Source organism: Arcobacter sp. s6 (genome assembly GCF_040884245.1).
Lineage (GTDB): Bacteria > Campylobacterota > Campylobacteria > Campylobacterales > Arcobacteraceae > Aliarcobacter.
In genome coordinates this window covers 51,275-73,955 of the sequence record NZ_JBEVTN010000002.1, presented here as the reverse complement: position 1 = coordinate 73,955, position 22,681 = coordinate 51,275, and the positions used below count along the sequence as shown (strand labels likewise).

The following is a 22,681-nucleotide window of genomic DNA, read 5'->3' as shown; positions in this document are numbered from 1 at the left end:
CAAAAGGCAAAAGATGACTGAACAAGCATACTTATTAATAATTGGTGCAATAATTGGTTTTCTGAGTGCTACACTTAAAGATTTTATTAACCATTATTTAAAATCTAAAAAAGAAAAAGATACATTAGCATTAAAAAGACTTGAAGAATCTTTTATTTATTTATCTAAAAGTTATTCTTATTGTACAAAAATTTTTACTAAAAATATTGACTATAGTAGAAATAACAACATAGAAGAGAATACTGATTCAATTAAATTAGCTTTTCAAATTAGAACGTATTTCCCTGAATTAATGAAAGAATTTAATAATTTCTCTACTTCTTACAATGATTTTGCATCATTCCAAATTAGTAAGGCAATAGAATTTAATCAAACTATTAAAAGTCAAGGATATTCTGAAAAGCTGTTTGATGAACTATTTAAGAATTATTATTCTGATAAAGAATATTTTAAATTGTATGAATCTTTTATAATAGATTATAAAAATTTATGTGATGCAATAATTAAAGAAACAAAGAAATATAATAAGTAATCTTAAAAACCTCATCAAATTTATATAACATTGATGAGGTAAGATAATTAAATATTTTCCCGCGGGAAATTCTAGTAACTTAAATCATATAATGCTTTTTTAATAACACCATCTTTCAAATATAAACAAAACTCCCCTATATCTTTTTTTCCGTTATGCAGCTGCTTATTAGATTCTAGATCTACAATATCAAAATCCTCGAATGATAAACCATCTTCTTTTTTCCAATATTGAAAACTTTCATTGTTTTCTAACTGTTGCTTTAACTCATTTATTTTTTGTTCTGTTAGTATCATTTTACACTCTCTTTATTTTAAATTAATTTTGCTTATTTTAATCGTAGCTCTATGAGTCCATATCTCATAGAACTTACGAGTACCTTTATTTTATATTTAATTGTTTTTTTAATTCTAAAATTTCTGAATCTTTATCTTCAAAAATCTTTCTAAAATCATTTTGCATTTCCTTTAGCATTGAAGTAACAAAACCCAATCTAATAACCGTCATAGAAGGGTATATTTTTTGTGAATCTTCTGACTTTTCCAAAGCCTTTAAATTTAATTCACTTAATAAAAATTCACCATTAACCGACAACTCACACATAAAAGAACATGTAGGGTCTAAAAGTTCCTGGATAGTCTGTAATATGTCGTTAATCTCATCAGGTGTAACATTTGGATTAAAACCACCATGAACATTGATTAATGATTCTTTTGCTAAATTAATAAAAGAAGCTGCTTTTCTAATATTTGAATAATGTCTATCAAATGTTTTTTCTATTATCTCTATTTGTGTTTCCGTAAATGCTTCTATTTTTTTCATAATATATACTCCCATCTTTCGTATTTATTTGCTATTTTTTTAACATCATCTGTAACTAAGACACCTATTATTTTAAAATCACCATTTTCTAAATATGCTTTTATTCTCATCTTTCGTACTCCTTTTTATTAAAATACATTTGTATTTCTATTTAGAGAATTATATATACTTAATTATTAATTTAAACTTAATCAAATATACATATATATTCCCTATTGTTATTATTTAAATACATATGTATTTAATTAGTATTGAAAAGCACTCTTTTCAATACAATAGAATCACCTTTTTTTTATCAATTTTCTAAGTTTTTTTATAGTTAAATTTATTTATTCACCTATGAAGTTAAAACAAAACCCTATTTGTAGGACTTCTTTTATTATTGATATGTGAATAACTTTTATATTATAAAATTGCCTTTTTTTTAGTATTGAAAACTAGATTTTTTACTATGTGAATAAGTCATCATATGTATTTATTAAATGTAATTATGTTACACTTTTGTATATAAAATATAAAGGTATTAATAAATGAATCTATCTAATGAAGACTTTAAACAATTACTAAAAAATGCTGAATTATCAAAACTAAGTTTCTCGGAACTTTTGGGAACTTCTTACCAGGGTGTAAATAACTGGGGAACTAATGGACGGGATTATCCTTATTGGGTTAAGTCATGGCTTGAAAATTACATCAAGGCAAAAACTTACGATAATATAAAAGATAAAGTATTTGAAATTGAGGGTTTAGAAAAATAAATAAAAACTACTTCTCTAAATATTCTACTACTATCTTTTTACTATTACAACTAAAGATAAAAAATCACAACCAACTTTTAAAAATTAATTCCCCGCGATAATCGGGGCTTGCACTACCCTCAATGATAAAACATATCCAGGAAGTACCTTTTTTTATTTGGCTTACTATTTCCAAAGCTATTGGAAACAATGGAAATTATCTTAAGAATAAATAGCTACATACTCCACTAAATACAACTTAGTCGCATTAAATCATCTTTAAATCTTTTGTATAGCCCCACCCCTCAAAATTCTATTCTGTAAAAATTTGACTAAAGGGTCGGTAGGTGAATAATCGAACTTGTAGAAAATCAACATACCCTATCTTATATATTTTCATATGGTAGGTCATCTATAATTTTCTTTACATCGTCAACACTTCGGACTACTGCAGCAACTCCACCACTATTTTTAATTAGTTTTATATTATGCTCTTGTAGTTGTGATACTGTTCCTTTTTCTGCTTTCACTTCTAAAGCTACATATCTGCCCTTTAAACAACAAATAACATCAGGGCAACCATTCCTATTGGTTACAATGGTTTTGATTGAATAAGCACCTATTCCGTTAAGATACTTAATGATTTTGTTTTGTATCTGTGATTCTTTCATCTGCAATTTTTATAGTAACTGTTTGTAAAGTTCATCTTATTACTTACTGCTTGGTAGATATGTTCATCTATTCCACCTTTTGTAAATAGGTAATGAACTACAATAGGCTTAGTTCTTTTCTTATTTGCTAATCTTTCTTTTGATTGTAGGTAAGTTGTTGCACTAAAATTCAAAGAATATATAATCATACTATCAGCATAAGAGAAATCAACTCCCTCGCTAAATGTTTTAATATGTCCTATAAAGTATTTAAAGCTCTCACTCTTAAACTTCTCAACCTCATCAGTACTATTTGCTAATCTAGTAAGTAATAGATCTCTTTCTTTGATGTAGTTGCAAAGTATTACTATCTTTTCATCATTACCTAAATTCTCTTTTATGTAATTGACTTTATGATTCGAAACTATCAAGGATAATTTATCATCTACTTTTATAGTTCCACCATTTAACTGGTGTAGCTTATTTAGTGCACTCGCTGAGGTTTCAGCTACTATCTCATTTTCATCTATCGTAATGATTCTATTATTTCTAAAATAGTCTAAAGCATTTAAATAATTCTCATTCACTTCCACCTGGTGTATTTTCTCATTAACAAATACATCAAAGTTCGCTTTCTCTTTAGTCATAGTTACGATTAAATGATTTATCATATCCATAATCATTTCACCATGACTTGCTTTATACTGCTTAATAAACATTCCATTTATGAAGATTGAATCATCTTCACCATAATTTTTATACCATTGATAAAAACTCTTTTCTTCAAAAGGTGTAAAACTACTTACCCATAATTGATGAAATATTTGACTATATGTTTCAGCACTTGGGGTTGCGCTTAGATAAACTATACTTTTATCTTTTGCCATTTCTTTTAATTGTTTAGCTCTTTGGCTTGGTTTTGGATAACTTCCAATACTATGTGCTTCATCTAAAACAATTACATCATATTCTTTACTATCCATCTTGTGTATAGATTCGTAATTGATAACATCAAAGTTTTTTACCTTTGATAATTTTATATCACTATTCCAACTACTAAGGGCTTTCTTTTTTGTAACTACCAATATCTTTTTAAAATCATCTTTTAATAGGTGAATAGCTGCTAAGGTTTTACCCGTTCTAGTTTCTGCAGCTATATACACCATCTTATATTTTTCTAATATTGGTTTTGCTTGTTTTATTAGTTCTTCCTGGTGTTCATATAATTCCATCTGTTACCCTCTTTAATGTTTTGTATAATTCATTTCTATCCTCAAAATTTTCTGAATAACCTTCTTTAGTTTTAGTATCAATAAGCCACATTGTAAATTTATTACTAGGGTCATACATTTTGGAATTAAAATAAGGATAAATACTATCTATCAAATAACCATCTAAATACTTACCACTATATTTATTTTCTAATTCTTCACATGTTTTACTTAGATACCATTTTTCAAAATCTTTTAATTGTTCTTCATCACCTTTAGATAATTGCTTTCTGATTTTTAATTCAAAACCTTTTTGATTTTTTATATATTCAGATTCATATATTAAATTCTGTATGTAACTATCTATTTCTTTTAATTGTTCTTTTTCAGATAAAGAGAAAAATATATATCCTTCTCTCTCTCTTCTTTTGTCTATTTTCTTTTGTTCTATTTTCTTTTGTATGTCTTTCTCACAGACTAGCCCTAGTCTTTCTGACGTACTACCCTTGTCTTTCTGACGTACTAGGTAGTCTTTGTCAAGTACTAGGGGTGTATATCTATTAAAAGACTTCCCGCCATTCTTTAAAGTCTGTTTTTGAACACTAATAAATTTGTTTTTTTGTAGATTTTCCAAAGATTTTATAACCTTATCTTTACTTATTCCAGTAAATTTAATAAATTGACTAAGACTAATCCCATCACTTTTTTTATTGAAACCTATTGTTTTTCTCAAAATCAAAATTAATATTCTAAACTCATAAACATCTAAGCCCTCAAAGTCTAAAATAGAATTTGGAACTTTCGTATAAGGGCTTTCTTCCATAACTGCTATCCTTGATAATTTTTAGAGTTAATTGTTTCTAATATGTTTCTAAATAATTCTTGTTCATTTCTTGAAGTCATATATCTAAATGGATTTTCAATAAATTTTTTGAACTGTTCCAGGGAATAACTATCATCTTGCATATTAGATAATTTTATAAATGTTTCATAATTTAATTGATTATCGCAAAACTTTTGAATTTTATTAATTTCATTAAACATCACTATCCTTAGTAATTATCATATTTATTTGGATTATAATTGCCAGGTGTATTATGTGGGTTTTGATTATTTTGCCCTTGTTGTTGTGGCTGCTGCTCAAACATTCCTACTATAAGCATATCTTTTCCAATTTCCCGAGGGAAACCCGCTAAATTGATTGTTGGGTCCAATAACATATATTCTTTCCCGTCTGCTGTTGTGTTAATAGTTCCAATAGTTACCCATCTTGTTTTTTCAACACCATCTTTTATATATTTCCCGTTTGCTATTGCTAATTTTTTCATATTAAAATTTTCCTTTATTCATATAATTTACAAATTCTTTCCCATTCTTCTTGGTCGCATTTCCACTCAAAACCGTTTGAATTCGCCCACACCTTAAACCTCTTAATACACTCTAATAACTCTTTTGGCTCTATATCTTTAAAAGATACTCTTTGATTGTTATTCAAAGGAAATAAGGCTATTTCCTTGAATATCTCACGTATTGTTTTAAAACCATAATTACATGGTTTAAACCTTAGTTCTTGTGAATCAACACTTACACACATTTCAATATTTGAGTTATTAAACTCTTTTATAAATGCGTTTATGTATCTATTAAATACAGGTGTAATATTCATTATCTAGCACTAAAATTGATTTATTTCTTCAACACTTAAAAGAGAATTAAAATGTTCATTAAGTTTTTCTCTAAAACCTTCAATTACTGTTTTATTATCTAAAGATACATTAACTTCAACCTCAAAAATTGCACTAACTCTTACAGTTTTTTTACCTGACTTTCTTTCTTCTTCAATCTTTATTTTTTCGGCTAATTCTCTTTGATGCTGTTCTTCTTTTGTTTTTCTTTCAATCTCTTGTATTCTTTGATTTTCTTTTACTATTGCTTCATCTTTAACTGCTTGGATAGCTTCTTGCTTCTCTCTTTCAACCCTTTCAAGTTCTGCAATTCTAAAAGCTTCTCTTTGCTCTCTTTCTTGTTTTTCTTTTTCTCTTTCTTGAAGTCTTGCAAGTTCTAAAGCTTCTTGTTTTTCTTTTTCAACTCTTTCAAATTCTGCAATTCTTTTTTCTTCATCTGCTTTTGCTTGCGCTTTCATTTTCTCTTGAACTGCTAATCTGTTTTCAATCATTCCATTTAATAGATCTTGATAATTGTCTTCTTGGATGATGTGCTGAACTTCATTTATTTCAATTGGAAAAGATAGCCCACTTCTAGTACAAATCATTTCCAGTTGTAGCTCTCTAATTGTTACGGCATCTTCTAAAGCTTTTACTTTTCTTACCATACTTTCCAACGTTTCAAGTGCTGCTTTTGATAGTTTTGTTTTTGATAAACTTGTCTCTTTAATTAATGGTTTTATATCTACTACTTGGTATTTATCTGATACATTTTGAGATACATATAATAAATCTAGTTCCTGGTTTAAAAGAGTTTCAATAAGAAGCATTCTTTTACTTTTAAATACCTCAACTTTTTCAAGAATATCTATCCTTTTTTCTTGTACTAATGCTATTAGTTCATCAATACTATCTTTCAGTTCATCAGCTGGTCTTTTAATAAGCTTTGATACTTCTAGTCTTTTTGAATTTAAATCTTTTGCTAATTTATTTAATTCAGTTGCTTGTTTTGAAGCATCTTTCTCTGTTTCTTCTGTTACTTCAATATCATATTTTTCTAAGTGAATAATCAATTCTCTTTTTAATTGCTCCGTATTAGTTTTAATATGAGTTCCACCATTACAAACAATATCAGGAAGATTATCTTCTATTATTTCGACTTCTACTTGTTCAACTTCATTAATTAATTCACCCGTTTCAGCATTATATTTTTCGCCGTTATGTTCAATTATTTCTATCATTTTGAATCACCTTTAATCTTTTCTATTTTTTGTTTTAATGATTTAATAGCAACTGCGAAATTATTCATTGGCATATCTTCTAATTTTTTAATCTCAAAAGCTATTAAAAACCTATTTCTATCTGCAGCTGCTTTTATAATTAACTCTTCAAGCTGTGAAACCATTTCATCTGTAATTGTTTTAATTGGTTCGGGAATAACTTCCGGCATATCTTCTTTATTGTAGATATATAATCCTAGTCCAAACATAGCAAGGCATTTAGTTAAGCACCTCATAACTGTTTTATTAATATCAAACATTGTATAGGCTTCGACTGTTTTATCTATCGTGTTTCCAGTTGGTATATTTCTTCTTTGATTCTGGTCGTAAACGTATTCTTTTACTTGATATGTGTAAGGTTCTTTTTTCATAGATTTATTAGCCCCGTCCATAACTGGCAACCACATTTCGTGAGTTAAACCATTTGCAGTTACTCTCACATAAACCATAGCACCCGCTCCATCTTCAAAATATGGAAGATTATTTTCATTTTTAATAATTTCATATATCGCACCTGGATAAACTTTTACAAATTCGGTCCAGGCTTCACTCCATGATAAATATTTAAGGGCATTGTTTCCAGTTCCTTTAGTTTCTGTTTTTGCATTTACATTTAATTGTAAAAGTGTTTCAAAACCTTTGAGTAATTCATCTCTTTTTATTTCACTCATTTTTTACCTTTTTATAGATTGAGTTTTATTCTCCCCAAATTAAGGGGCAACAAATTTTTAAATTTACTTTGATTGATTGTTTTATATGAGATTTTTGTTAGTTTTTTGATAGAATTATGCAGCTAAACAATATCCTACCTCATCAACTTAATTAATCTCTATTGATGAGGTTATTATCCAGTATCTATTTTATATAGTTTATTCACGCTGTCGCACCGTTAAAAAATTGCTCTAATTCTGCAGTATCTAAAACAGTTACTTTTTCACTTATTTTTGCAGCTGTTAATTTGCCTTGTTTGATATATAGCCATATTGTAGATAATCCCACACCATAATTTTCTGCTGCTTGTTTTGGTCTTTGTTTTCTTGGTAGTTGTTTTGTTACTTCCATAATGTACACCTTATTTTAATTTAGATTGTCTCGTACGATTATGAAAGTTTATAGGATTGTGTTAGATAAGTGAAGCGAAAAAAACCACCATTTTTTTGGTGGAGAAATTAGAAATTTAAGTAATTTACAATTCTTATTATTTTTTTTGCTCTATAAATTGGGGTTTTAGCATGATTAATAAGCTGATAATATAATAGTTCTTTACAACCTTTTAATCTATCTTGTAAATTTCTTGTGTTTTTTTCTGTTTTTTTAAAGTTTATTTCATTTTTTATGATATTTGCTTCATCATCTAAACCCAATTCTTTTAATACATTTATAAATTGATTTTTTTTATTAATGAATTTCCCTTGTCTTTTTCTTGATTCATGATTAGGGTCTTTTTTTGGTAAGTTCTTCATTTGTATTGCATTTTCCAAAAATATTAAAATTAAATCAAATTCAATATATGTATTTATTTCATAAAATATATCAAATAAATCATCTTTGTTTATTTCTATTATTTTACTTATTTCATTCTCGAAAAAAAATCTATCTTTATTATCATCTTCTAATTTTGTAAAATATTTAACATTATCTAATTTATTTATTTTATGTTCAAATTCTTTCTTTTGTATTTTCTTTATACATTTTTGATATGACTTTTCAACCATATCATTTAATACATTTTTATATGATGCTGAATATTTTTTATATAGTTCCTCATTAATTTCCAATAATGCTCTTTCAATATTTATAATTTCAGATAAGGTTTTATTTTGATTTTTCAAACCGATACTCACTAGCTTATTAGCCCAGTCGATAAAATTACCTATTTTTAAATTATTTGTATGATTATCTAAAAACATATTATGTAATTCTTCAACAAAAAAGTAAATATTTTCACTTGATTCTAAAATTTTTTTTTCTTTCTCGTTTATTTCTAGATTAAGAATTTCAACTTTATTTTTATAAAAAATAAATTTCTTTTCTTTAAAATCGTAAATATATGCAACTTGTAAGAATATATCAATAATATCAAATATCCTTATTAGTTCATCATTGAAAAATATAGAATTTAATTCTCTTTCTTCTTCAGTATAATCTCTTTCAAATCTCATTATTCACTCAAACCCATTACATAAGCACTCCAAAAATTCATCAAAGAAATAAACTGTTTATAAAAATCTGCCTTATGATTGTAAGCTCTTGCCGTTTCATTCTTTTCGTGATGGTCCAAAGCTCTTTCTTTTAAATCAAAACTAAATTTATTATCAATATCTAAAGTATCAATTAAGCTCCTAAAAGTACCTCTAAAGCCATGAAGTCTAATTTTACGACCCTTACTATCATCATTAAAGCCCATACGCTGTAATGCTCTATTTGGACTTTCATTGTTTATTGAATCCCTATTATTAGTTCCTAGAAATACATACGCCTGGTGTGATGTAAAAAGATATTGTTCTTTTAATATATTAATAACTTCATCTGTTAAAGGTAATTTAAAATCATCTAAATTACTATCTTTGATTTTCATTTCTTTTCTTGGAACTATTAAGCTTTTTTCTTCAAAATCTATATATTCCCATTTCATAGAACATAAATTTTCAGCCCTTAGAGGTACATGTAAAACAAATTTTAAAGCATTTCTTAGGGAATGACTACCCGTATAATTATAAATTGATTCTCTTAACTCATATAAGATTTTTGGGTCTGTGATTTTTGAAAAATGTTTAACTTTTTTGGGTCTTAAAATATCTGATTTTCTAATATCAGCTAAAATGTTTCTATCGCAATACCTTTTTAATACTGCATATCTAAAAAGATTATCTAAATAATTAAAAATCTTTGAAGCAACCTCATGTGCTTGTAGCTGCTTAATTTCAATTACTTTTATAATATCATTGATAACAATATCTTTAATGTGTTTATTCTTGAAGAATGGATAAATATCATTTTCAAATACTCTTATTTTCCCCTCATGAGTACTATTCATAGTTCTTGCAGATTCTTTATCTAGCCACTCACTAGCAACATTTAAAAACATTCCATTTATATCTATGATATTTTCTTCTTTTATTTGTTTAGCATTATCAATTGGATCTATTCCACTATTTATTAATGTTTGATAATCTTGTCTTTTAGTTCTTGCTTCTTTTAAAGATACAGTAGGATAAGTTTTAAATGATGTTTTCTTTCTTTTGCCATGAAGTGTATATCTAAATTGCCATACCTTTTTACCATCGGGGAAAATTGATAACCTCAATCCTCCACCATCGTTTAAGAAGTATTCTTTCTCTTGTGGTTTAGCTTTTTTTATTTGTATATCTTGTAATAGGTCCATTTTAGGCATATTGTTAACCTTTTGATTTTTAAATGGGTCATATTTCTTCAATAAATGGGTCTTTTTTATGAAATGACCCAAAATAAGACCCAAATTTTATTGGATTTGTTTGAATTAGATTAGCATAAGTTAGATTAATATTTGTTTTAAAGTTCGATTTTATAGAGGTTTCATAGGTTGATTTGGATTAGTTTAGATTATAAAATGGCACGCCAGGTAGGATTCGAACCCACAACCGCCGGGGCCGAAACCCAGTGCTCTATCCAGTTGAGCCACTGACGCGTTTGTTTTAGGATGGGAATATTAGCATAGATAAGCTTAATATAAATTTTAATATAGCTTATCTATTTTTTTGTTTATTCTCATACATTAATGCATCAGCTTTTGTAAGAACATTTGTTATATTTTCATCTTTTTTATAATCTAATAAACCATAAGAAAATGAAAATTGAAGATTATCAATTTTTGCAGATTTTAATTTCTGATTTGAAAGCTTTTCTTGCACATCTTTCATCTTATCTTCAACATTTATTTCTCTAAACACTTCTTCACCAAAAAGAATTAAAAACTCATCTCCTGCGTATCTAACCACATAAATAGAGGGGAAATTTAATTGTGATTGTAAAAACTTCACAAGATACTTTAATACTTGATCTCCAATCAAATGACCATAAGTATCATTTATAGTTTTAAATTTATTTATATCAAGAAAAACTAACTTACCATTTTCTGGAAATTTTTCTTCTTTTAAATAATAATCATTAAGCCATTTTCTATTATAAGCTTTTGTTAAAGCATCTGAAAATAACTCTTTTTGTAAAAAACTAATTTGCTCTTGCATATCTAATATTTCACGACTTATATGAGAAAGAGAGACATCATCTTTATCCAAAATAGCCTTTTGCGCTTTTTCTGTACTTGAGTGTATTTCTGTTAAACTTTTACTTGTTTTATCAACAATTTTATTTATTTGATCAGTACTATAACGTAGCTCTTTTTGCATAACTTTATCATCTTGCAAATCGATATCTAATGTTTTAGCAATTTGGTCAAATACTTTAGAATAATCTCCTGGAAGAATTATTTCATTGTTTTTCAAGTTTTTTATTGTTAAAAAAGTTATTTCTTTTAGTTTTGCAGTCATATAATCTTTCACTTTCCTAATTTATTTTATTATACATAAAGATTTAAAAAATATTATCAATTATGATAAGAATTAAAAATATTATCCCTAAATATCCATTAACTGTAAAAAAAGCCCTATCAATTTTTTTAAAATCTTTATTCACTAAATAATGCTCATAAGATAACATTAAAGCACTTATTATTACAGCAAGATATGCAAAAAATGAGCTAGCTGAAGTTATCGCAAATAAAAGCCAAAAAAATACTGCTAACATATGAAATACTTTTGATATTTTCATTGTTTTTTCAGCACCAAATTTTGAGGGAATCGAGTGAAGCCCTAATTCCTTATCTACATCTATATCTTGAAGCGAATAAAGTAAATCAAATCCAGCAACCCAAAACATAACACCAATACTTAATGCTATTGACCAAAAAGGGATAGTTTCACTTACTGCTACAACTCCTGCGATTGGAGCTAATGCTAGAGAAATTCCTAAAATAATATGAGCTAAATAGGAGAATCTTTTAAAATAAGAATAAGAACCAATTATAAATAGTATTGGAATAGATAATTTTAAGGCTAAGTCATTTATAAAAAATGCTACAACAACAAATCCAAGGGCATTTGCAAGAGTGAATACAAGCATTTGAGAAGCTGATATTCTTCCATCTACATTTGGTCTATTTATTGTTCTTGGATTTAGAGCATCAATATCTCTATCCATATATCTATTAAATCCCATTGCAAAGTTTCTTGCAGTTAGTGCTGCTAGAATTCCTAATACAAAAAGTTTTAATCCAAACCAAGCACTACCATTTAGCTGCCCTGATGAAACCACCATTGCTATAAATATAAAAGGTAATGAAAAAATAGAGTGTTTGAACATTACAAGTTCATTAAAGTCATTTAGTTTTTTTATAAGCTTATTCATAAAAGGGATTGTATCGAAGATAATATTAAAAATATAAATATAAACTTTTTCTAGTTATAATCTTGCATATTTTATACAAAGAAAGAGTTCAATGAAAAAAATTACACTACTAATAATTAGCTTATTTACAATATTTTTATTAAATGGTTGTACTTCAAAAGCGCAAACAGATGTTATTGATTCAAATTCAAAAGATATATCTGAACTATTAAAAACTCTAATTCAAAAAGAAAAAGAAATAAATGAATTAAATAAAAAATTAGAATTATGTAAAGAGCAAAAGACTAAAAAATGAAAGAAATAGCTATCATTGGCTCAACAGCTTCTGGAAAAACTGCCTTATCTCTACAAATCGCGCATAAGACAAATTCTGTAATTTTATCCCTTGATTCACTTTGTGTTTACAAAGATATAGAAATTGCATCTGCAAAACCTAGTATTGAAGAAAGAGGAGATATTATTCATTTTGGAATAGATGAAGTCTATCCAAATGAAGAATTTGATGTTATTAAATTTATAGAACTTTATAAAAAAACAAAAGAGTATTGTCTTGTAAATAGCAAGAATTTAATCATAGTTGGTGGTACAGGATTTTATTTAAAAGCCTTAACTGAAGGTTTATCTCAAGGAGTTGATTCAAAAATTAAACTTGATCTTCCAGTTAATGAAGCCTATGATTTACTCTATAATTTAGATAAAGAGTATATGCAAAAAATAGAAAAGAATGATAGATATAGAATAGAAAAAGCTTATGCTATCTATAAACAAACTGGCCTCTGCCCTACTTCTTATTTTGAAAAGAACCCAAAAGTTCCTGTGGCGAAAGATTTAAAAATATTTGAAATTCTTTGGCCTAAAGAAGAGTTAAAAAAAAGAATTGCTAAAAGAACAAAAATTATGATTAAATCTGGATTAGTTGATGAAGTAATTTTTCTCGAAAGAACTTATTCAAGAGAACCTAATTGTATGGCTTCTATTGGTATTGTTGAAACGCTAGAGTATTTGGATGGAAAGCTTACAAAACAAGAACTTGAAGAAAAAATTTCATCAAATACAATTAAACTTGCTAAAAGACAAAATACTTTTAATAAATCTCAATTTACAAATAAAACTTCAAATATAATAGAAGACTTAAATTCAGATATTATTAAGTATTTTTCGTTATAATTGCGCCCCTAAGAGTTAGATAAAGGGCTTGCATGGACTCGACCTTTTATTTAACAATAATTACAATTAAGGAAATGGAATGAAAAAAGATATTCATCCAGATTATAAAGTTTGTACAATTTCTTGTGCATGTGGTAACGAGTTTCAAACTAAGTCAAATGTTGAATCATTAAGAATTGATATTTGTTCTTCTTGTCACCCATTCTTTACTGGAGAGCAAAAACTTGTTGATGCTGCTGGTAGAGTTGAGAAATTCAAAAACAAATATAACATGGCTAAATAGTACGCTATTGTGCTGTGCTTAGTTCCCACTCCAATAGGAAATCTTGAAGATATTTCTCAAAGATCTTTGAGAATTCTTATTGAAGCGGAACTTATTTTTTGTGAAGATACAAGAGTAACAAAAAAACTTCTAAACCTTCTAGGTGAAAAAAATAACCTAGACTTTTCAAATAAAGAGTACAAATCCTTTCACTCTCATAATGAAGATCAAATATTAAAATCTTTAGATAAAGAAACTTTTACTAAAAATGTTGTTTACGTAAGCGATGCTGGAATGCCTTGTGTTAGTGATCCAGGTGCTACTCTTGTGGATTTTTGTATAAAAAATAATATAGCTTATGATGTACTTCCAGGGGCAAATGCAATTTTAACGGCATATGCAATGAGTGGATTTAGCACTACAACTTTTTCATTTTATGGATTTTTAGATCATAAAGGTGTTAGCCGTGCTTCAAAACTTGATGATATTTTAAATGATAACAAATTATCTATCTTATATGAATCACCACATAGACTTCTAAAACTATTAGAAGAACTAAGCCTTAAAGAACCTACAAGAACAATATTTTTAGCAAAAGAGATTACAAAACTACACCAAAAAACTTATAAAAATAGTGCATTAGAATTATTTAAAGAATTTGAAAATATAAATATTAGAGGTGAATGGGTAGTAGTCATTGAAGCAAAAAAAACAATAGGTTATAACCTTGATTTATCAGATATTCAAAACTTAGATATAGCACCTAAAATAAAAGCAAAACTTATTGCAAAAATGACAGGACAATCTATAAAAGATGTTTATCAAAAACTTTTAGAAAACTAGAGTATCAAAACTTCTTTTTTTAACTAATAATTATTAAAAAACAAAGAACTTTATTAACAATATTTAGATATAATCCGCCTATGATAATATATGGAAAACAAATCGTACTTTATGTACTTGATAAACACCCTCATTTAATAGAAGAAGTTTTTCTTTCAAAAGAAATAGATAAAAAACTTTTTACAAGATTTGCAAAACTTGATAAAAAAATCCATAAAGTGGATAATCAAAAAGCTCAAGCATTAGCAAAAGGCGGGAACCACCAAGGTTTCATTTTAAAACTTACACATGCTGAATACACAGATATCAAAGAATTCAAAAAAATGAATTTTATTCTTGTTTTAGATGGAGTAACTGATGTTGGTAATATTGGAGCAATAGCTCGAACTGCTTATTCTTTAGGAATTGAAGGATTAATTGCAGCTGATATTAAAACTGTAAATGATTCAGGAATTCTAAGAACAAGTTCAGGTGCTTTACTTGATTTACCTTTTGCAATTCACCCAAGATCTGTTGATCTAGCAAGTGAATTAATTGATGCAGGATTTACACTAATTGGTGCAACAACAGATGGTGTTGACCTTAAAAAATATGGAAAAATTGAAAAAACTGATAAAGTTGCCCTATTTTTAGGAAGTGAAGGAACAGGAATTTCTCCAAAAGTTACTAAAAAACTAGATTTAAAAGTATCAATTGCAATGGAACATGAGTTTGATTCATTAAATGTTTCAGTTGCTGCTGGTATTTTAATATATAATTTAAAAAGATAATAAAGAAGAAAAGTCGTGATAAAAAAATTTATTTTAATAGCTACTCTTTCTGTATTTGCAAATGCAGACTTGAATGAAAAGATACAAAACTTGCTTGGATATTCAGATTATAATACCCATAAAAATTTAATCAATCATCAGTTTGGTAATCAAGATGCATACTACTCAAATGGTTATGTAAATTATGCACGACTTACTCAAGAGCTAGAAAATAATGGCTTATTAAAATTAAATTTTGGTTCAACTCAAAATATTGATGTAACATTTAATATTCAAGGTAATACTAAAAAATCAATAAAAAATTTAACAGATATATTAAAAGTTTTAGGACACCAATATTTCATAACACAAGATGAAACAGTTGTAAATAATACTTTTAAATGGACTATCAAAGTGAAAACAGCAGCCGCCATAAGCCCTCTCAGGTTATCTCAAGAATTACAATCAATAAATTGTAATATCGTAGATATTAAAAGAGAGGGAAATTATAAATGGGATTACTCAATAGATATGAGAAATTCTACAATTTATAAAGCGGAAGATTTAATTGGAAACAATCAATTATCTTTGAAAAAACCATCAAAACCATATATGGTAATGATTGGAAATAGCTCAAGAATTTTTATAAATTCAAATGCAGGTAATTCTTGGTATCCAAGTGTAGTTTTCTATGACAGTGATTTCAATATGATTGAAATTCATGAAGAAGATAGTTTGCATAATAGTTTAAAACTTAACGTGCCTAATAATACTAAATATATTAAAATTGATGATTTATACTCTCTTGCTAATTTAAAGCGAGGGATTACTATTACTAAGGAGTAAAGAAATGTTCCCAGAAATTGAATTTGAAAGAATGAAGAGACTTCCAAACTATGTGTTTGCAGAAGTAAACAATATTAAAATGGAAGCAAGACGAGCGGGTGAAGACGTAATTGATTTCTCTATGGGAAATCCAGATGGTCCAGCACCACAACATATTACAGATAAATTAATTGAAGCTGCTGCTAAACCTAAAAATCATGGTTATAGTGCAAGTGCTGGTATTTTTAAATTAAGACTTGCTATTTCTAATTGGTACAAAAGAAAATATGACGTTGATTATTTAGATCCAAATTTACACGTATGTGCAACAATGGGTTCAAAAGAAGGTTATGTTCACTTAGTTCAAGCTATTGTAAATGTTGGGGATGTTGCTGTTGTTCCAGATCCTACTTATCCAATTCATTCATATGCATTTATGTTAAATGGTGCAGCTGTTCATAAGTTTGAATTAGTATTTGATGATACATTTAAAGTAGATGAAGAATTATTTTTCCAAAGATTACAAAAAACAATTGATGAATCAATTCCAAAAGTAAAATTCGTAGTTGTAAACTTCCCTCACAATCCATCATGTGCAACTGTTACACCTGAATTTTATACTACACTTGTAGCAATGGCAAAAAGAGAAAGATTTTATATTATCTCTGATATTGCTTATGCTGATATTACATTTGACGGTTATAAAACTCCATCAATTTTCCAAGCTGAGGGTGCACTTGATGTTGCAGTTGAATGTTTTACATTAAGTAAATCATACAATATGGCAGGATGGAGAGTTGGATGTATCGTTGGAAATGAAAAATTAATTGGTGCATTAAAAAGAATCAAATCATGGTTAGATTATGGAATGTTTACTCCAATCCAAATCGCAGCTACTGTTGCACTTGATGGGCCACAAGACTGTGTTGCTGAACATGTAGAAAAATATAGAAAGAGAAGAGACCTAATGCTTGAAGTATTTGCAGAAGCTGGTTGGAAAATGAATAAACCAAATGCATCTATGTTTATATGGGCAAAAATACCTGAGTGTGCAGCACATTTAGGAAGTATGGAATTCTCAAAACAATTATTAACTCAAGCACAAGTTGCAGTAAGTCCAGGAATTGGATTTGGTAACTATGGTGACCAGTATGTGAGAATTGCACTAATTGAAAATGAAAAAAGAATCAGACAAGCTGCAAAGAATATAAAGAAATATTTAAAATCATTAGAAAAGTAAGCTTTGTTCTCAAAGCCCTTTAGTTTTTGCTACTTTTAAGGATTTTTTACAAATCCTGCTAAAAAGTAGATATAGAATAGATTCGGTTCCTTTAAAAGGGGAACCATTTTAAAGGAAATAAGATATGTTAAAAGTTGGAATTATTGGAGTTGGAACAGTTGGAGCAAGTGTTGCTAATATTTTAAGAGATAACAAAAATATTATTACCGCACGTGCTGGAATTGAGATTGTACCAACCATTGGAGTAGTATCTAACTTACATAAAACTAGAAATGTTGATATTAAATTAACTGATAATATTGATGAAGTATTAAATGATGACTCTATTGATGTTGTCGTTGAATTAATGGGTGGAATTGAAAAACCAAATGAAATAGTCAGAAAGGCTTTATTAAAAGGTAAAGCTGTGGTTACAGCTAATAAAGCTTTATTAGCTTATCATAGATATGAACTTCAAGAATTAGCTGGTGATATTCCATTTGAGTTTGAAGCAGCAGTAGCAGGTGGAATTCCAATTATTAATGCTCTAAGAGATGGATTAAGTGCAAATCATATCAAATCTATTCAAGGTATCATGAATGGAACTTGTAACTATATGTTAACAAGAATGATTAATGATGGTATAAAATATGATGATATTCTAAAAGAGGCTCAAGATTTAGGTTATGCTGAAGCAGATCCAACATTTGATGTTGGAGGATTTGATGCTGCACATAAACTTTTAATTCTTGGTTCTATTGCATATGGAATTGATGTTAAACCTGAAGATATTTTAATTGAAGGTATTGAAAATATTTCAAATGCAGATATTGCATTTGCAAAAGAGTTTGAATTCTCAATTAAACTTCTTGGAATTGCAAAAAAAGTTGGGAATGAAGTAGAATTAAGAGTTCATCCAGTAATGATTCCAGATGATAAAATGATTGCAAAAGTAGATGGTGTTATGAATGGAATCTCTGTTATTGGAGATAAAGTTGGTGAAACTATGTTCTATGGAGCAGGAGCAGGTGGAGATGCAACTGCATCTGCTGTTGTTGCAAATATCATAGATATTGCAAGAAGAGGTAAAGGTTCACCTATGCTTGGATTTGAAAACCAACCAGGTGAGAAAGTTACTTTAATGTCAAAAGATGATATTAAAACAAAATATTATTTAAGACTTGAAGTTGCTGATAAATCAGGGACTTTAGCAAAAATTGCAACTATTTTAGGAAATAACTCTATTTCAATTGAAGCTATGATGCAAAAACCATTAAAAAATGCAACTGCAAATTTACTTCTTACAACTCATACTTGTATTGAAAAAGATATCATTAAAGCAATCAGTGAACTTGAAAATTCAGGTGTAATCATCAGTAAACCTGCAATGATAAGAATAGAAGAATAGTTTCTATTCTATTAATTTGAGAAAAAATACCCAACACTTAACCACACAAGACATTCCAAGCTTGATAAAACAACTAGCAATTCCTGCTAGTGTTGGAATGTTTTTTAATACTATGTACAATGTAGTTGATACATTTTATGCAGGTCTTATCTCCACTCAAGCAATAGCTGCTTTATCACTATCATTTATGATTTTCTTTTTAATTATTGGTTTTGGATATGGTTTTTCATCAGCAATTACTGCACTTTTAGGAAATGCTCTTGGTAAAAAAAGATATAAGTTAGCTTCTATTTATGCTCATAAGGGCTTGATTTTTGTACCTATTATTGGTCTTGGGCTTAGTATTATTGGATATTTTACAGCTCCTTGGCTTTTTAGACTTTTAGGTGCACAGGATGAATATTTACAAATCTCTGTTGATTATATAAATCCTATTTTATTTGGTGCAATATTTTTTATGTTTAACTTCTCACTAAACTCTGTTTTAGTAGCAACTGGAGATACAAAAACATACAGAAACAGCTTGATATTTGGATTCTTCGCAAACTTAGTTTTAAATCCTGTATTTATTTATGGATTTTTATTTATTCCTGCAATGGGGATAAAAGGAATCGCAATAGCTACTGTTTTAATACAAGTTATAAATATGTTTTATATGCTTTATAAAGTATTACAAACAAAACTTATTCACTTTGAAAATCTTAGATATTTCATACCTGATTTAAGAGTTTATAAACAGTTTTTAACACAAGGTTTACCTGCTAGTTTAAATATGCTTACAATGGCTATTGGTTCACTTATTCTTACGTATTTTGTATCACACTATGGGATGGAAGCAGTTGCAGGTTATGGAATAGGATATAGAGTTGAGCAACTTATGCTTTTACCTGCGCTTGGTCTTAGCACTGCTGTTTTAACACTTGTTTCAAATAACTTTGGTGCTAAAAAATATGATAGAGTTATACAGACTTTAAAAACTGCATTAAAATATGGATTTATAATCTCAACTGTTGGAATAATTACTCTTACAATTTTAGGTAGATTTATTATCTCTTTATTTGATTCTAATCCTATTGTTGTTGGGTTTGGAGTTGATTATTTACTTGTTGAAATTTGGATTTTTTATGCTTATATTGTTTTATTTGTATGTGTTTCAACTCTACAAGGTATCAAAAAACCTAAAATGCTTTTATATATAGGACTTTATAGACAGATTTTTGCAAAACTTATAATTGCATATTTTATAGTAAAATTCTTCGAACTTGATTTTATATATTTATGGTTTGGAATTTTATTTATGATTTATAGTGCTGCTATTTTTGCATATTTTTATACAAACTCTTTATTAAAGAAAATTTGTAATAAAACTTTTTAATTTAGTATAAGCGCCCTATTTTGGATAAGTTCCATTAAAGGCTCTTGTAAAATCTCTTTAGCTTCTTGTAGCTCTATTTCATTTTCTTTACATATTTCATTTAAAGTAGACTCTAAGGAAGCGTGTTTTAGTTTCTTGATTAATACATAAATAAACTGATTTATTTCTCTGAATAAAACCTCATCAGTATTAAAGTCATAATAGATTATTAGATAATTTTCTCTTTTTTCTTCATTCTTTGCATTTATAATATCATATTGAAATTTTTTTACTCTAGCACTTTTTGAAATACAATAAGAATTATCCCATGAAAAATCATTCTCTTTTAACTTATACTCTTTCATATAAATTTCAACTTCAATCCAATCAAAATATAAAAGTTCATATAAATATTTTCTACTATGAAAAAGTTTTTGTTTTTTAACAAATTTCATATAATCATTTGCAATTTTCCATACAAATTCAGTTTTAGGTGGATTTTTCAGAAATTCATAAATAGAGTTTTCCAATTCATCCTTAGAAATATTTTTTACAAATTGAATAAAAGTACTTTTTACAATATCTTCATATCTATAAAAAACTAACTTTTGATAGACTTTAAAAGCATCTTTTGGATTGTTTTCTTTTTGATTTGTAATAATATCAAAGAATTTATCTTGAACTTCTCTTTCAAGTGATTTATTACTTTGCATTTCTTACTCTTTGAACTATATCTTTCATTTGATTATATTCATGTTCTAATTCTTTTAGTGGAGGAATATTATTATCACGTTCTATCATTACAGGAGCATCTACTTGCTTTAAAGTATATTCAAGTAATTTCCAAACACCTGAACAAATAGGCATACCATGTGAATCTATTTTCATATTGAACTCTTTATCATTATAGTGACCAGCCATATGCATATATGCTACTTTTGATTTATCAATTTCATCTATAAATCTTCTTGATTTAAAAGAGTGATTAGCTGCATTTACAAATACATTATTTACATCTAAAAGCATTTTTGCACCTGATTTATCTAAAACTTCATTTATAAAATCAACTTCAGACATTTCAGCATAAGGAACTAAATAGTATGTTGCATTTTCAAGTATCAAATTTCTTTGAATAATATCCTCAACCTCTTTTACTCTATCACTTATTATGCTTACCATCTTTTTTGTCATAGGAAGTGGTAATAATTCATAACTTTGATTTCCATCAAGTGAAGAGAAGCTAAGATGCTCAGAATAGTGTTCAATATCATATCTATCTAAAAATGTTTTGATTTGCTTAACGAATTTTTTATTTAGTTTATCAGCAGACCCAATTGATAAAGATAAACCATGGGCAATTGTCGGTTTTGAGAAAACAGCTTCTTCAAAAGCTTTTTCAAATATTTTTGGCATATGCATCCAGTTTTCAGGAGTTACCTCCCAAAAATCTGGATTAAAATCATTGTTTTTTAAATCTAATAGAAAATCACTTCTAAGTCCTAATCCACAACCTTTTATATTTAGCATATTACATCTTTTAGAGAAGCTTTATTATTTGCTTCCACATTTACCAGCACCACAAGAACCTGATGCTTTTTCTTTCATATCTTTTGCTTCAGTTGTAGCTTCTTTTTTCATATCGCCACCACATTTACCTGCTCCACAAGAACCTGATGCCTTTGTTGTAGTTTCTTTTTTCATATCACCACCACATTTACCCGCTCCACAAGAACCTGATGCTTTTTCAGTAACTTCTTTTTTCATATCGCCACCACATTTACCTGCTCCACATGATCCATTTGCTGCAAATGCTGATGATGTTGTTAATGCTGCTCCTAAGATTAAACCTGCTAATTTCATTTTATTATTCATTCTATTTCCTTTATTTTATTAAATTATTTTGTCGTAATTTCTATTTAAAATTGCTACTATTTACTTAGCTTCAACTGCTTCAACCTCAGCAGTTAGTTTTACTTCTTCGCCAACAGCAACTCCACCTAATTCTAAAGCTTTATTCCATTTTAAATCATAATCCATTCTATTAATTTTACCGCTTAGCGCAAAACCAACTCTTGAATTACCTTCAAAATCTTTAATAGTAGCCAAGTCTTCAACTTCTAAAACAACAGTTTTTGTGATACCTCTGATTGTAAGGTCACCAGTCATTTTTCCATCTTTATAAGAAGTCATTGCAAATGTCATCTCTGGATATTTATCTGCTAAAAAGAAATCATCACTTCTTAAATGGTTATCTCTCTTTTCAATACCTGTATCAATAGATGTAGTTTGAATTACTGCTTTAAATGTTTTAAAAGTTTTGCTAGCAGCATCAAAATCAATATTTGCTCCAAAATCTTTAAATTCACCTTTTACATTTGTAATCATTAAATGCTTTACTGAAAATCCTACATGTGTATGAGAATTATCAAGTTTATATTCACTAGCATTTGCTAAACTAAAAGTCATGGCAGTTGCTACAAATAATTTCATAAACGTTTTCATTTTCTCTCCTT

General features: G+C 27.8%; 30 protein-coding genes and 1 tRNA gene. 11 read left to right on the top strand and 20 right to left on the bottom strand.

Annotated elements, in window-relative coordinates:
- Positions 1 to 13 precede the first annotated feature (13 nt).
- Positions 14 to 532 (top strand): hypothetical protein, encoded by a 519-nt coding sequence (locus tag ABVS04_RS01360; protein WP_368028859.1) that lies wholly within the window; start codon positions 14 to 16, stop codon positions 530 to 532.
- A gap of 71 nt (positions 533 to 603) precedes the next feature.
- Here the strand turns inward: ABVS04_RS01360 and ABVS04_RS01355 are convergent, their stop codons facing one another.
- Entirely contained in the window at positions 604 to 828 is a 225-nt protein-coding gene (locus ABVS04_RS01355; protein ID WP_368028858.1) for a hypothetical protein, read from the bottom strand.
- Between the two features lie 85 nt (positions 829 to 913).
- Complete coding sequence (locus tag ABVS04_RS01350; protein WP_368028857.1) at positions 914 to 1,354, bottom strand: hypothetical protein; 441 nt, start codon at positions 1,352 to 1,354, stop codon at positions 914 to 916.
- Positions 1,355 to 1,884: 530 nt separating this feature from the next.
- Here ABVS04_RS01350 and ABVS04_RS01345 point away from each other — a divergent pair.
- Positions 1,885 to 2,112, top strand: a complete 228-nt coding sequence (locus ABVS04_RS01345) for an XRE family transcriptional regulator (protein ID WP_368028856.1) — start codon at positions 1,885 to 1,887, stop codon at positions 2,110 to 2,112.
- 365 nt (positions 2,113 to 2,477) lie between these two features.
- Here ABVS04_RS01345 and ABVS04_RS01340 read toward each other — a convergent pair whose 3' ends face one another.
- The 14 genes from ABVS04_RS01340 to mqnP form a co-directional block, all read right to left on the bottom strand.
- A complete protein-coding gene (locus ABVS04_RS01340) occupies positions 2,478 to 2,762 on the bottom strand; it encodes a VRR-NUC domain-containing protein (protein WP_368028855.1) in 285 nt (94 codons plus the stop codon).
- Positions 2,759 to 3,973 carry a DEAD/DEAH box helicase family protein gene (locus ABVS04_RS01335; protein WP_368028854.1) on the bottom strand — a complete coding sequence of 405 codons (1,215 nt, stop codon included), beginning with the start codon at positions 3,971 to 3,973 and terminating at the stop codon, positions 2,759 to 2,761. Before ABVS04_RS01335 ends, ABVS04_RS01340 begins: the two co-directional genes overlap by 4 nt.
- Entirely contained in the window at positions 3,960 to 4,775 is an 816-nt protein-coding gene (locus ABVS04_RS01330) for a replication protein (RefSeq protein WP_368028853.1), read from the bottom strand. Before ABVS04_RS01330 ends, ABVS04_RS01335 begins: the two co-directional genes overlap by 14 nt.
- A gap of 5 nt (positions 4,776 to 4,780) precedes the next feature.
- Positions 4,781 to 4,996, bottom strand: a complete 216-nt coding sequence (locus ABVS04_RS01325; protein ID WP_368028852.1) for a hypothetical protein — start codon at positions 4,994 to 4,996, stop codon at positions 4,781 to 4,783.
- Positions 4,997 to 5,004: 8 nt separating this feature from the next.
- Complete coding sequence (locus ABVS04_RS01320; protein WP_368028851.1) at positions 5,005 to 5,280, bottom strand: hypothetical protein; 276 nt, start codon at positions 5,278 to 5,280, stop codon at positions 5,005 to 5,007.
- Positions 5,281 to 5,294: 14 nt separating this feature from the next.
- A complete protein-coding gene (locus tag ABVS04_RS01315) occupies positions 5,295 to 5,618 on the bottom strand; it encodes a hypothetical protein (RefSeq protein WP_368028850.1) in 324 nt (107 codons plus the stop codon).
- A 9-nt stretch (positions 5,619 to 5,627) separates the two neighbouring features.
- Entirely contained in the window at positions 5,628 to 6,857 is a 1,230-nt protein-coding gene (locus ABVS04_RS01310) for a DUF1351 domain-containing protein (RefSeq protein ID WP_368028849.1), read from the bottom strand.
- On the bottom strand, positions 6,854 to 7,567 hold the full coding sequence (locus ABVS04_RS01305) for a DUF1071 domain-containing protein (protein WP_368028848.1): 714 nt from the start codon (positions 7,565 to 7,567) through the stop codon (positions 6,854 to 6,856). Before ABVS04_RS01305 ends, ABVS04_RS01310 begins: the two co-directional genes overlap by 4 nt.
- A gap of 202 nt (positions 7,568 to 7,769) precedes the next feature.
- The gene (locus ABVS04_RS01300) at positions 7,770 to 7,958 is read right to left on the bottom strand and encodes a DNA-binding protein (RefSeq protein ID WP_368028847.1); all 189 of its coding nucleotides are present in this window, start codon (positions 7,956 to 7,958) and stop codon (positions 7,770 to 7,772) included.
- Positions 7,959 to 8,065: 107 nt separating this feature from the next.
- Positions 8,066 to 9,058, bottom strand: a complete 993-nt coding sequence (locus ABVS04_RS01295; RefSeq protein WP_368028846.1) for a hypothetical protein — start codon at positions 9,056 to 9,058, stop codon at positions 8,066 to 8,068.
- Entirely contained in the window at positions 9,058 to 10,290 is a 1,233-nt protein-coding gene (locus ABVS04_RS01290; RefSeq protein WP_368028845.1) for a tyrosine-type recombinase/integrase, read from the bottom strand. Before ABVS04_RS01290 ends, ABVS04_RS01295 begins: the two co-directional genes overlap by 1 nt.
- A 196-nt stretch (positions 10,291 to 10,486) precedes the next feature.
- Positions 10,487 to 10,563: transfer RNA gene (locus ABVS04_RS01285), tRNA-Arg, on the bottom strand.
- A 58-nt stretch (positions 10,564 to 10,621) separates the two neighbouring features.
- Positions 10,622 to 11,425 (bottom strand): GGDEF domain-containing protein, encoded by an 804-nt coding sequence (locus ABVS04_RS01280; RefSeq protein ID WP_368028844.1) that lies wholly within the window; start codon positions 11,423 to 11,425, stop codon positions 10,622 to 10,624.
- Between the two features lie 43 nt (positions 11,426 to 11,468).
- Positions 11,469 to 12,341, bottom strand: a complete 873-nt coding sequence (gene mqnP / locus ABVS04_RS01275; RefSeq protein WP_368028843.1) for a menaquinone biosynthesis prenyltransferase MqnP — start codon at positions 12,339 to 12,341, stop codon at positions 11,469 to 11,471.
- A 91-nt stretch (positions 12,342 to 12,432) separates the two neighbouring features.
- On the opposite strand from mqnP, the gene ABVS04_RS01270 reads away from it, so the two are divergent.
- From ABVS04_RS01270 to ABVS04_RS01230, 9 genes are all read left to right on the top strand, one after another.
- On the top strand, positions 12,433 to 12,636 hold the full coding sequence (locus ABVS04_RS01270; protein ID WP_368028842.1) for a hypothetical protein: 204 nt from the start codon (positions 12,433 to 12,435) through the stop codon (positions 12,634 to 12,636).
- On the top strand, positions 12,633 to 13,508 hold the full coding sequence (gene miaA, locus ABVS04_RS01265) for a tRNA (adenosine(37)-N6)-dimethylallyltransferase MiaA (protein ID WP_368028841.1): 876 nt from the start codon (positions 12,633 to 12,635) through the stop codon (positions 13,506 to 13,508). The genes ABVS04_RS01270 and miaA overlap by 4 nt, the downstream gene beginning before the upstream one ends.
- A 79-nt stretch (positions 13,509 to 13,587) precedes the next feature.
- On the top strand, positions 13,588 to 13,791 hold the full coding sequence (gene rpmE / locus ABVS04_RS01260; protein ID WP_172124054.1) for a 50S ribosomal protein L31: 204 nt from the start codon (positions 13,588 to 13,590) through the stop codon (positions 13,789 to 13,791).
- Positions 13,792 to 13,800: 9 nt separating this feature from the next.
- Entirely contained in the window at positions 13,801 to 14,613 is an 813-nt protein-coding gene (gene rsmI, locus ABVS04_RS01255) for a 16S rRNA (cytidine(1402)-2'-O)-methyltransferase (protein ID WP_368028840.1), read from the top strand.
- An 80-nt stretch (positions 14,614 to 14,693) separates the two neighbouring features.
- Positions 14,694 to 15,383, top strand: coding sequence for a 23S rRNA (guanosine(2251)-2'-O)-methyltransferase RlmB (rlmB, locus tag ABVS04_RS01250; RefSeq protein ID WP_368028839.1), 690 nt, complete (start codon positions 14,694 to 14,696; stop codon positions 15,381 to 15,383).
- 15 nt (positions 15,384 to 15,398) lie between these two features.
- On the top strand, positions 15,399 to 16,208 hold the full coding sequence (locus tag ABVS04_RS01245; RefSeq protein ID WP_368028838.1) for a hypothetical protein: 810 nt from the start codon (positions 15,399 to 15,401) through the stop codon (positions 16,206 to 16,208).
- Between the two features lie 4 nt (positions 16,209 to 16,212).
- The gene (locus ABVS04_RS01240; protein WP_368028837.1) at positions 16,213 to 17,427 is read left to right on the top strand and encodes an LL-diaminopimelate aminotransferase; all 1,215 of its coding nucleotides are present in this window, start codon (positions 16,213 to 16,215) and stop codon (positions 17,425 to 17,427) included.
- Between the two features lie 124 nt (positions 17,428 to 17,551).
- Complete coding sequence (locus ABVS04_RS01235) at positions 17,552 to 18,814, top strand: homoserine dehydrogenase (RefSeq protein WP_368028836.1); 1,263 nt, start codon at positions 17,552 to 17,554, stop codon at positions 18,812 to 18,814.
- A gap of 61 nt (positions 18,815 to 18,875) precedes the next feature.
- Positions 18,876 to 20,189 (top strand): MATE family efflux transporter, encoded by a 1,314-nt coding sequence (locus tag ABVS04_RS01230; RefSeq protein WP_368028835.1) that lies wholly within the window; start codon positions 18,876 to 18,878, stop codon positions 20,187 to 20,189.
- Here the strand turns inward: ABVS04_RS01230 and ABVS04_RS01225 are convergent.
- Genes ABVS04_RS01225 through ABVS04_RS01210 form a run of 4 tightly spaced genes read right to left on the bottom strand, consistent with a single transcriptional unit; the run spans position 20,186 to position 22,670 of the window.
- On the bottom strand, positions 20,186 to 20,881 hold the full coding sequence (locus tag ABVS04_RS01225; protein ID WP_368028834.1) for a hypothetical protein: 696 nt from the start codon (positions 20,879 to 20,881) through the stop codon (positions 20,186 to 20,188). The genes ABVS04_RS01230 and ABVS04_RS01225 overlap by 4 nt on opposite strands.
- Complete coding sequence (locus ABVS04_RS01220; RefSeq protein WP_368028833.1) at positions 20,871 to 21,695, bottom strand: DUF692 domain-containing protein; 825 nt, start codon at positions 21,693 to 21,695, stop codon at positions 20,871 to 20,873. Before ABVS04_RS01220 ends, ABVS04_RS01225 begins: the two co-directional genes overlap by 11 nt.
- A gap of 24 nt (positions 21,696 to 21,719) precedes the next feature.
- Positions 21,720 to 22,040 carry a hypothetical protein gene (locus tag ABVS04_RS01215; protein ID WP_368028832.1) on the bottom strand — a complete coding sequence of 107 codons (321 nt, stop codon included), beginning with the start codon at positions 22,038 to 22,040 and terminating at the stop codon, positions 21,720 to 21,722.
- A gap of 60 nt (positions 22,041 to 22,100) precedes the next feature.
- Positions 22,101 to 22,670, bottom strand: a complete 570-nt coding sequence (locus ABVS04_RS01210; RefSeq protein WP_368028831.1) for a YceI family protein — start codon at positions 22,668 to 22,670, stop codon at positions 22,101 to 22,103.
- Positions 22,671 to 22,681: the final 11 nt, after the last annotated feature.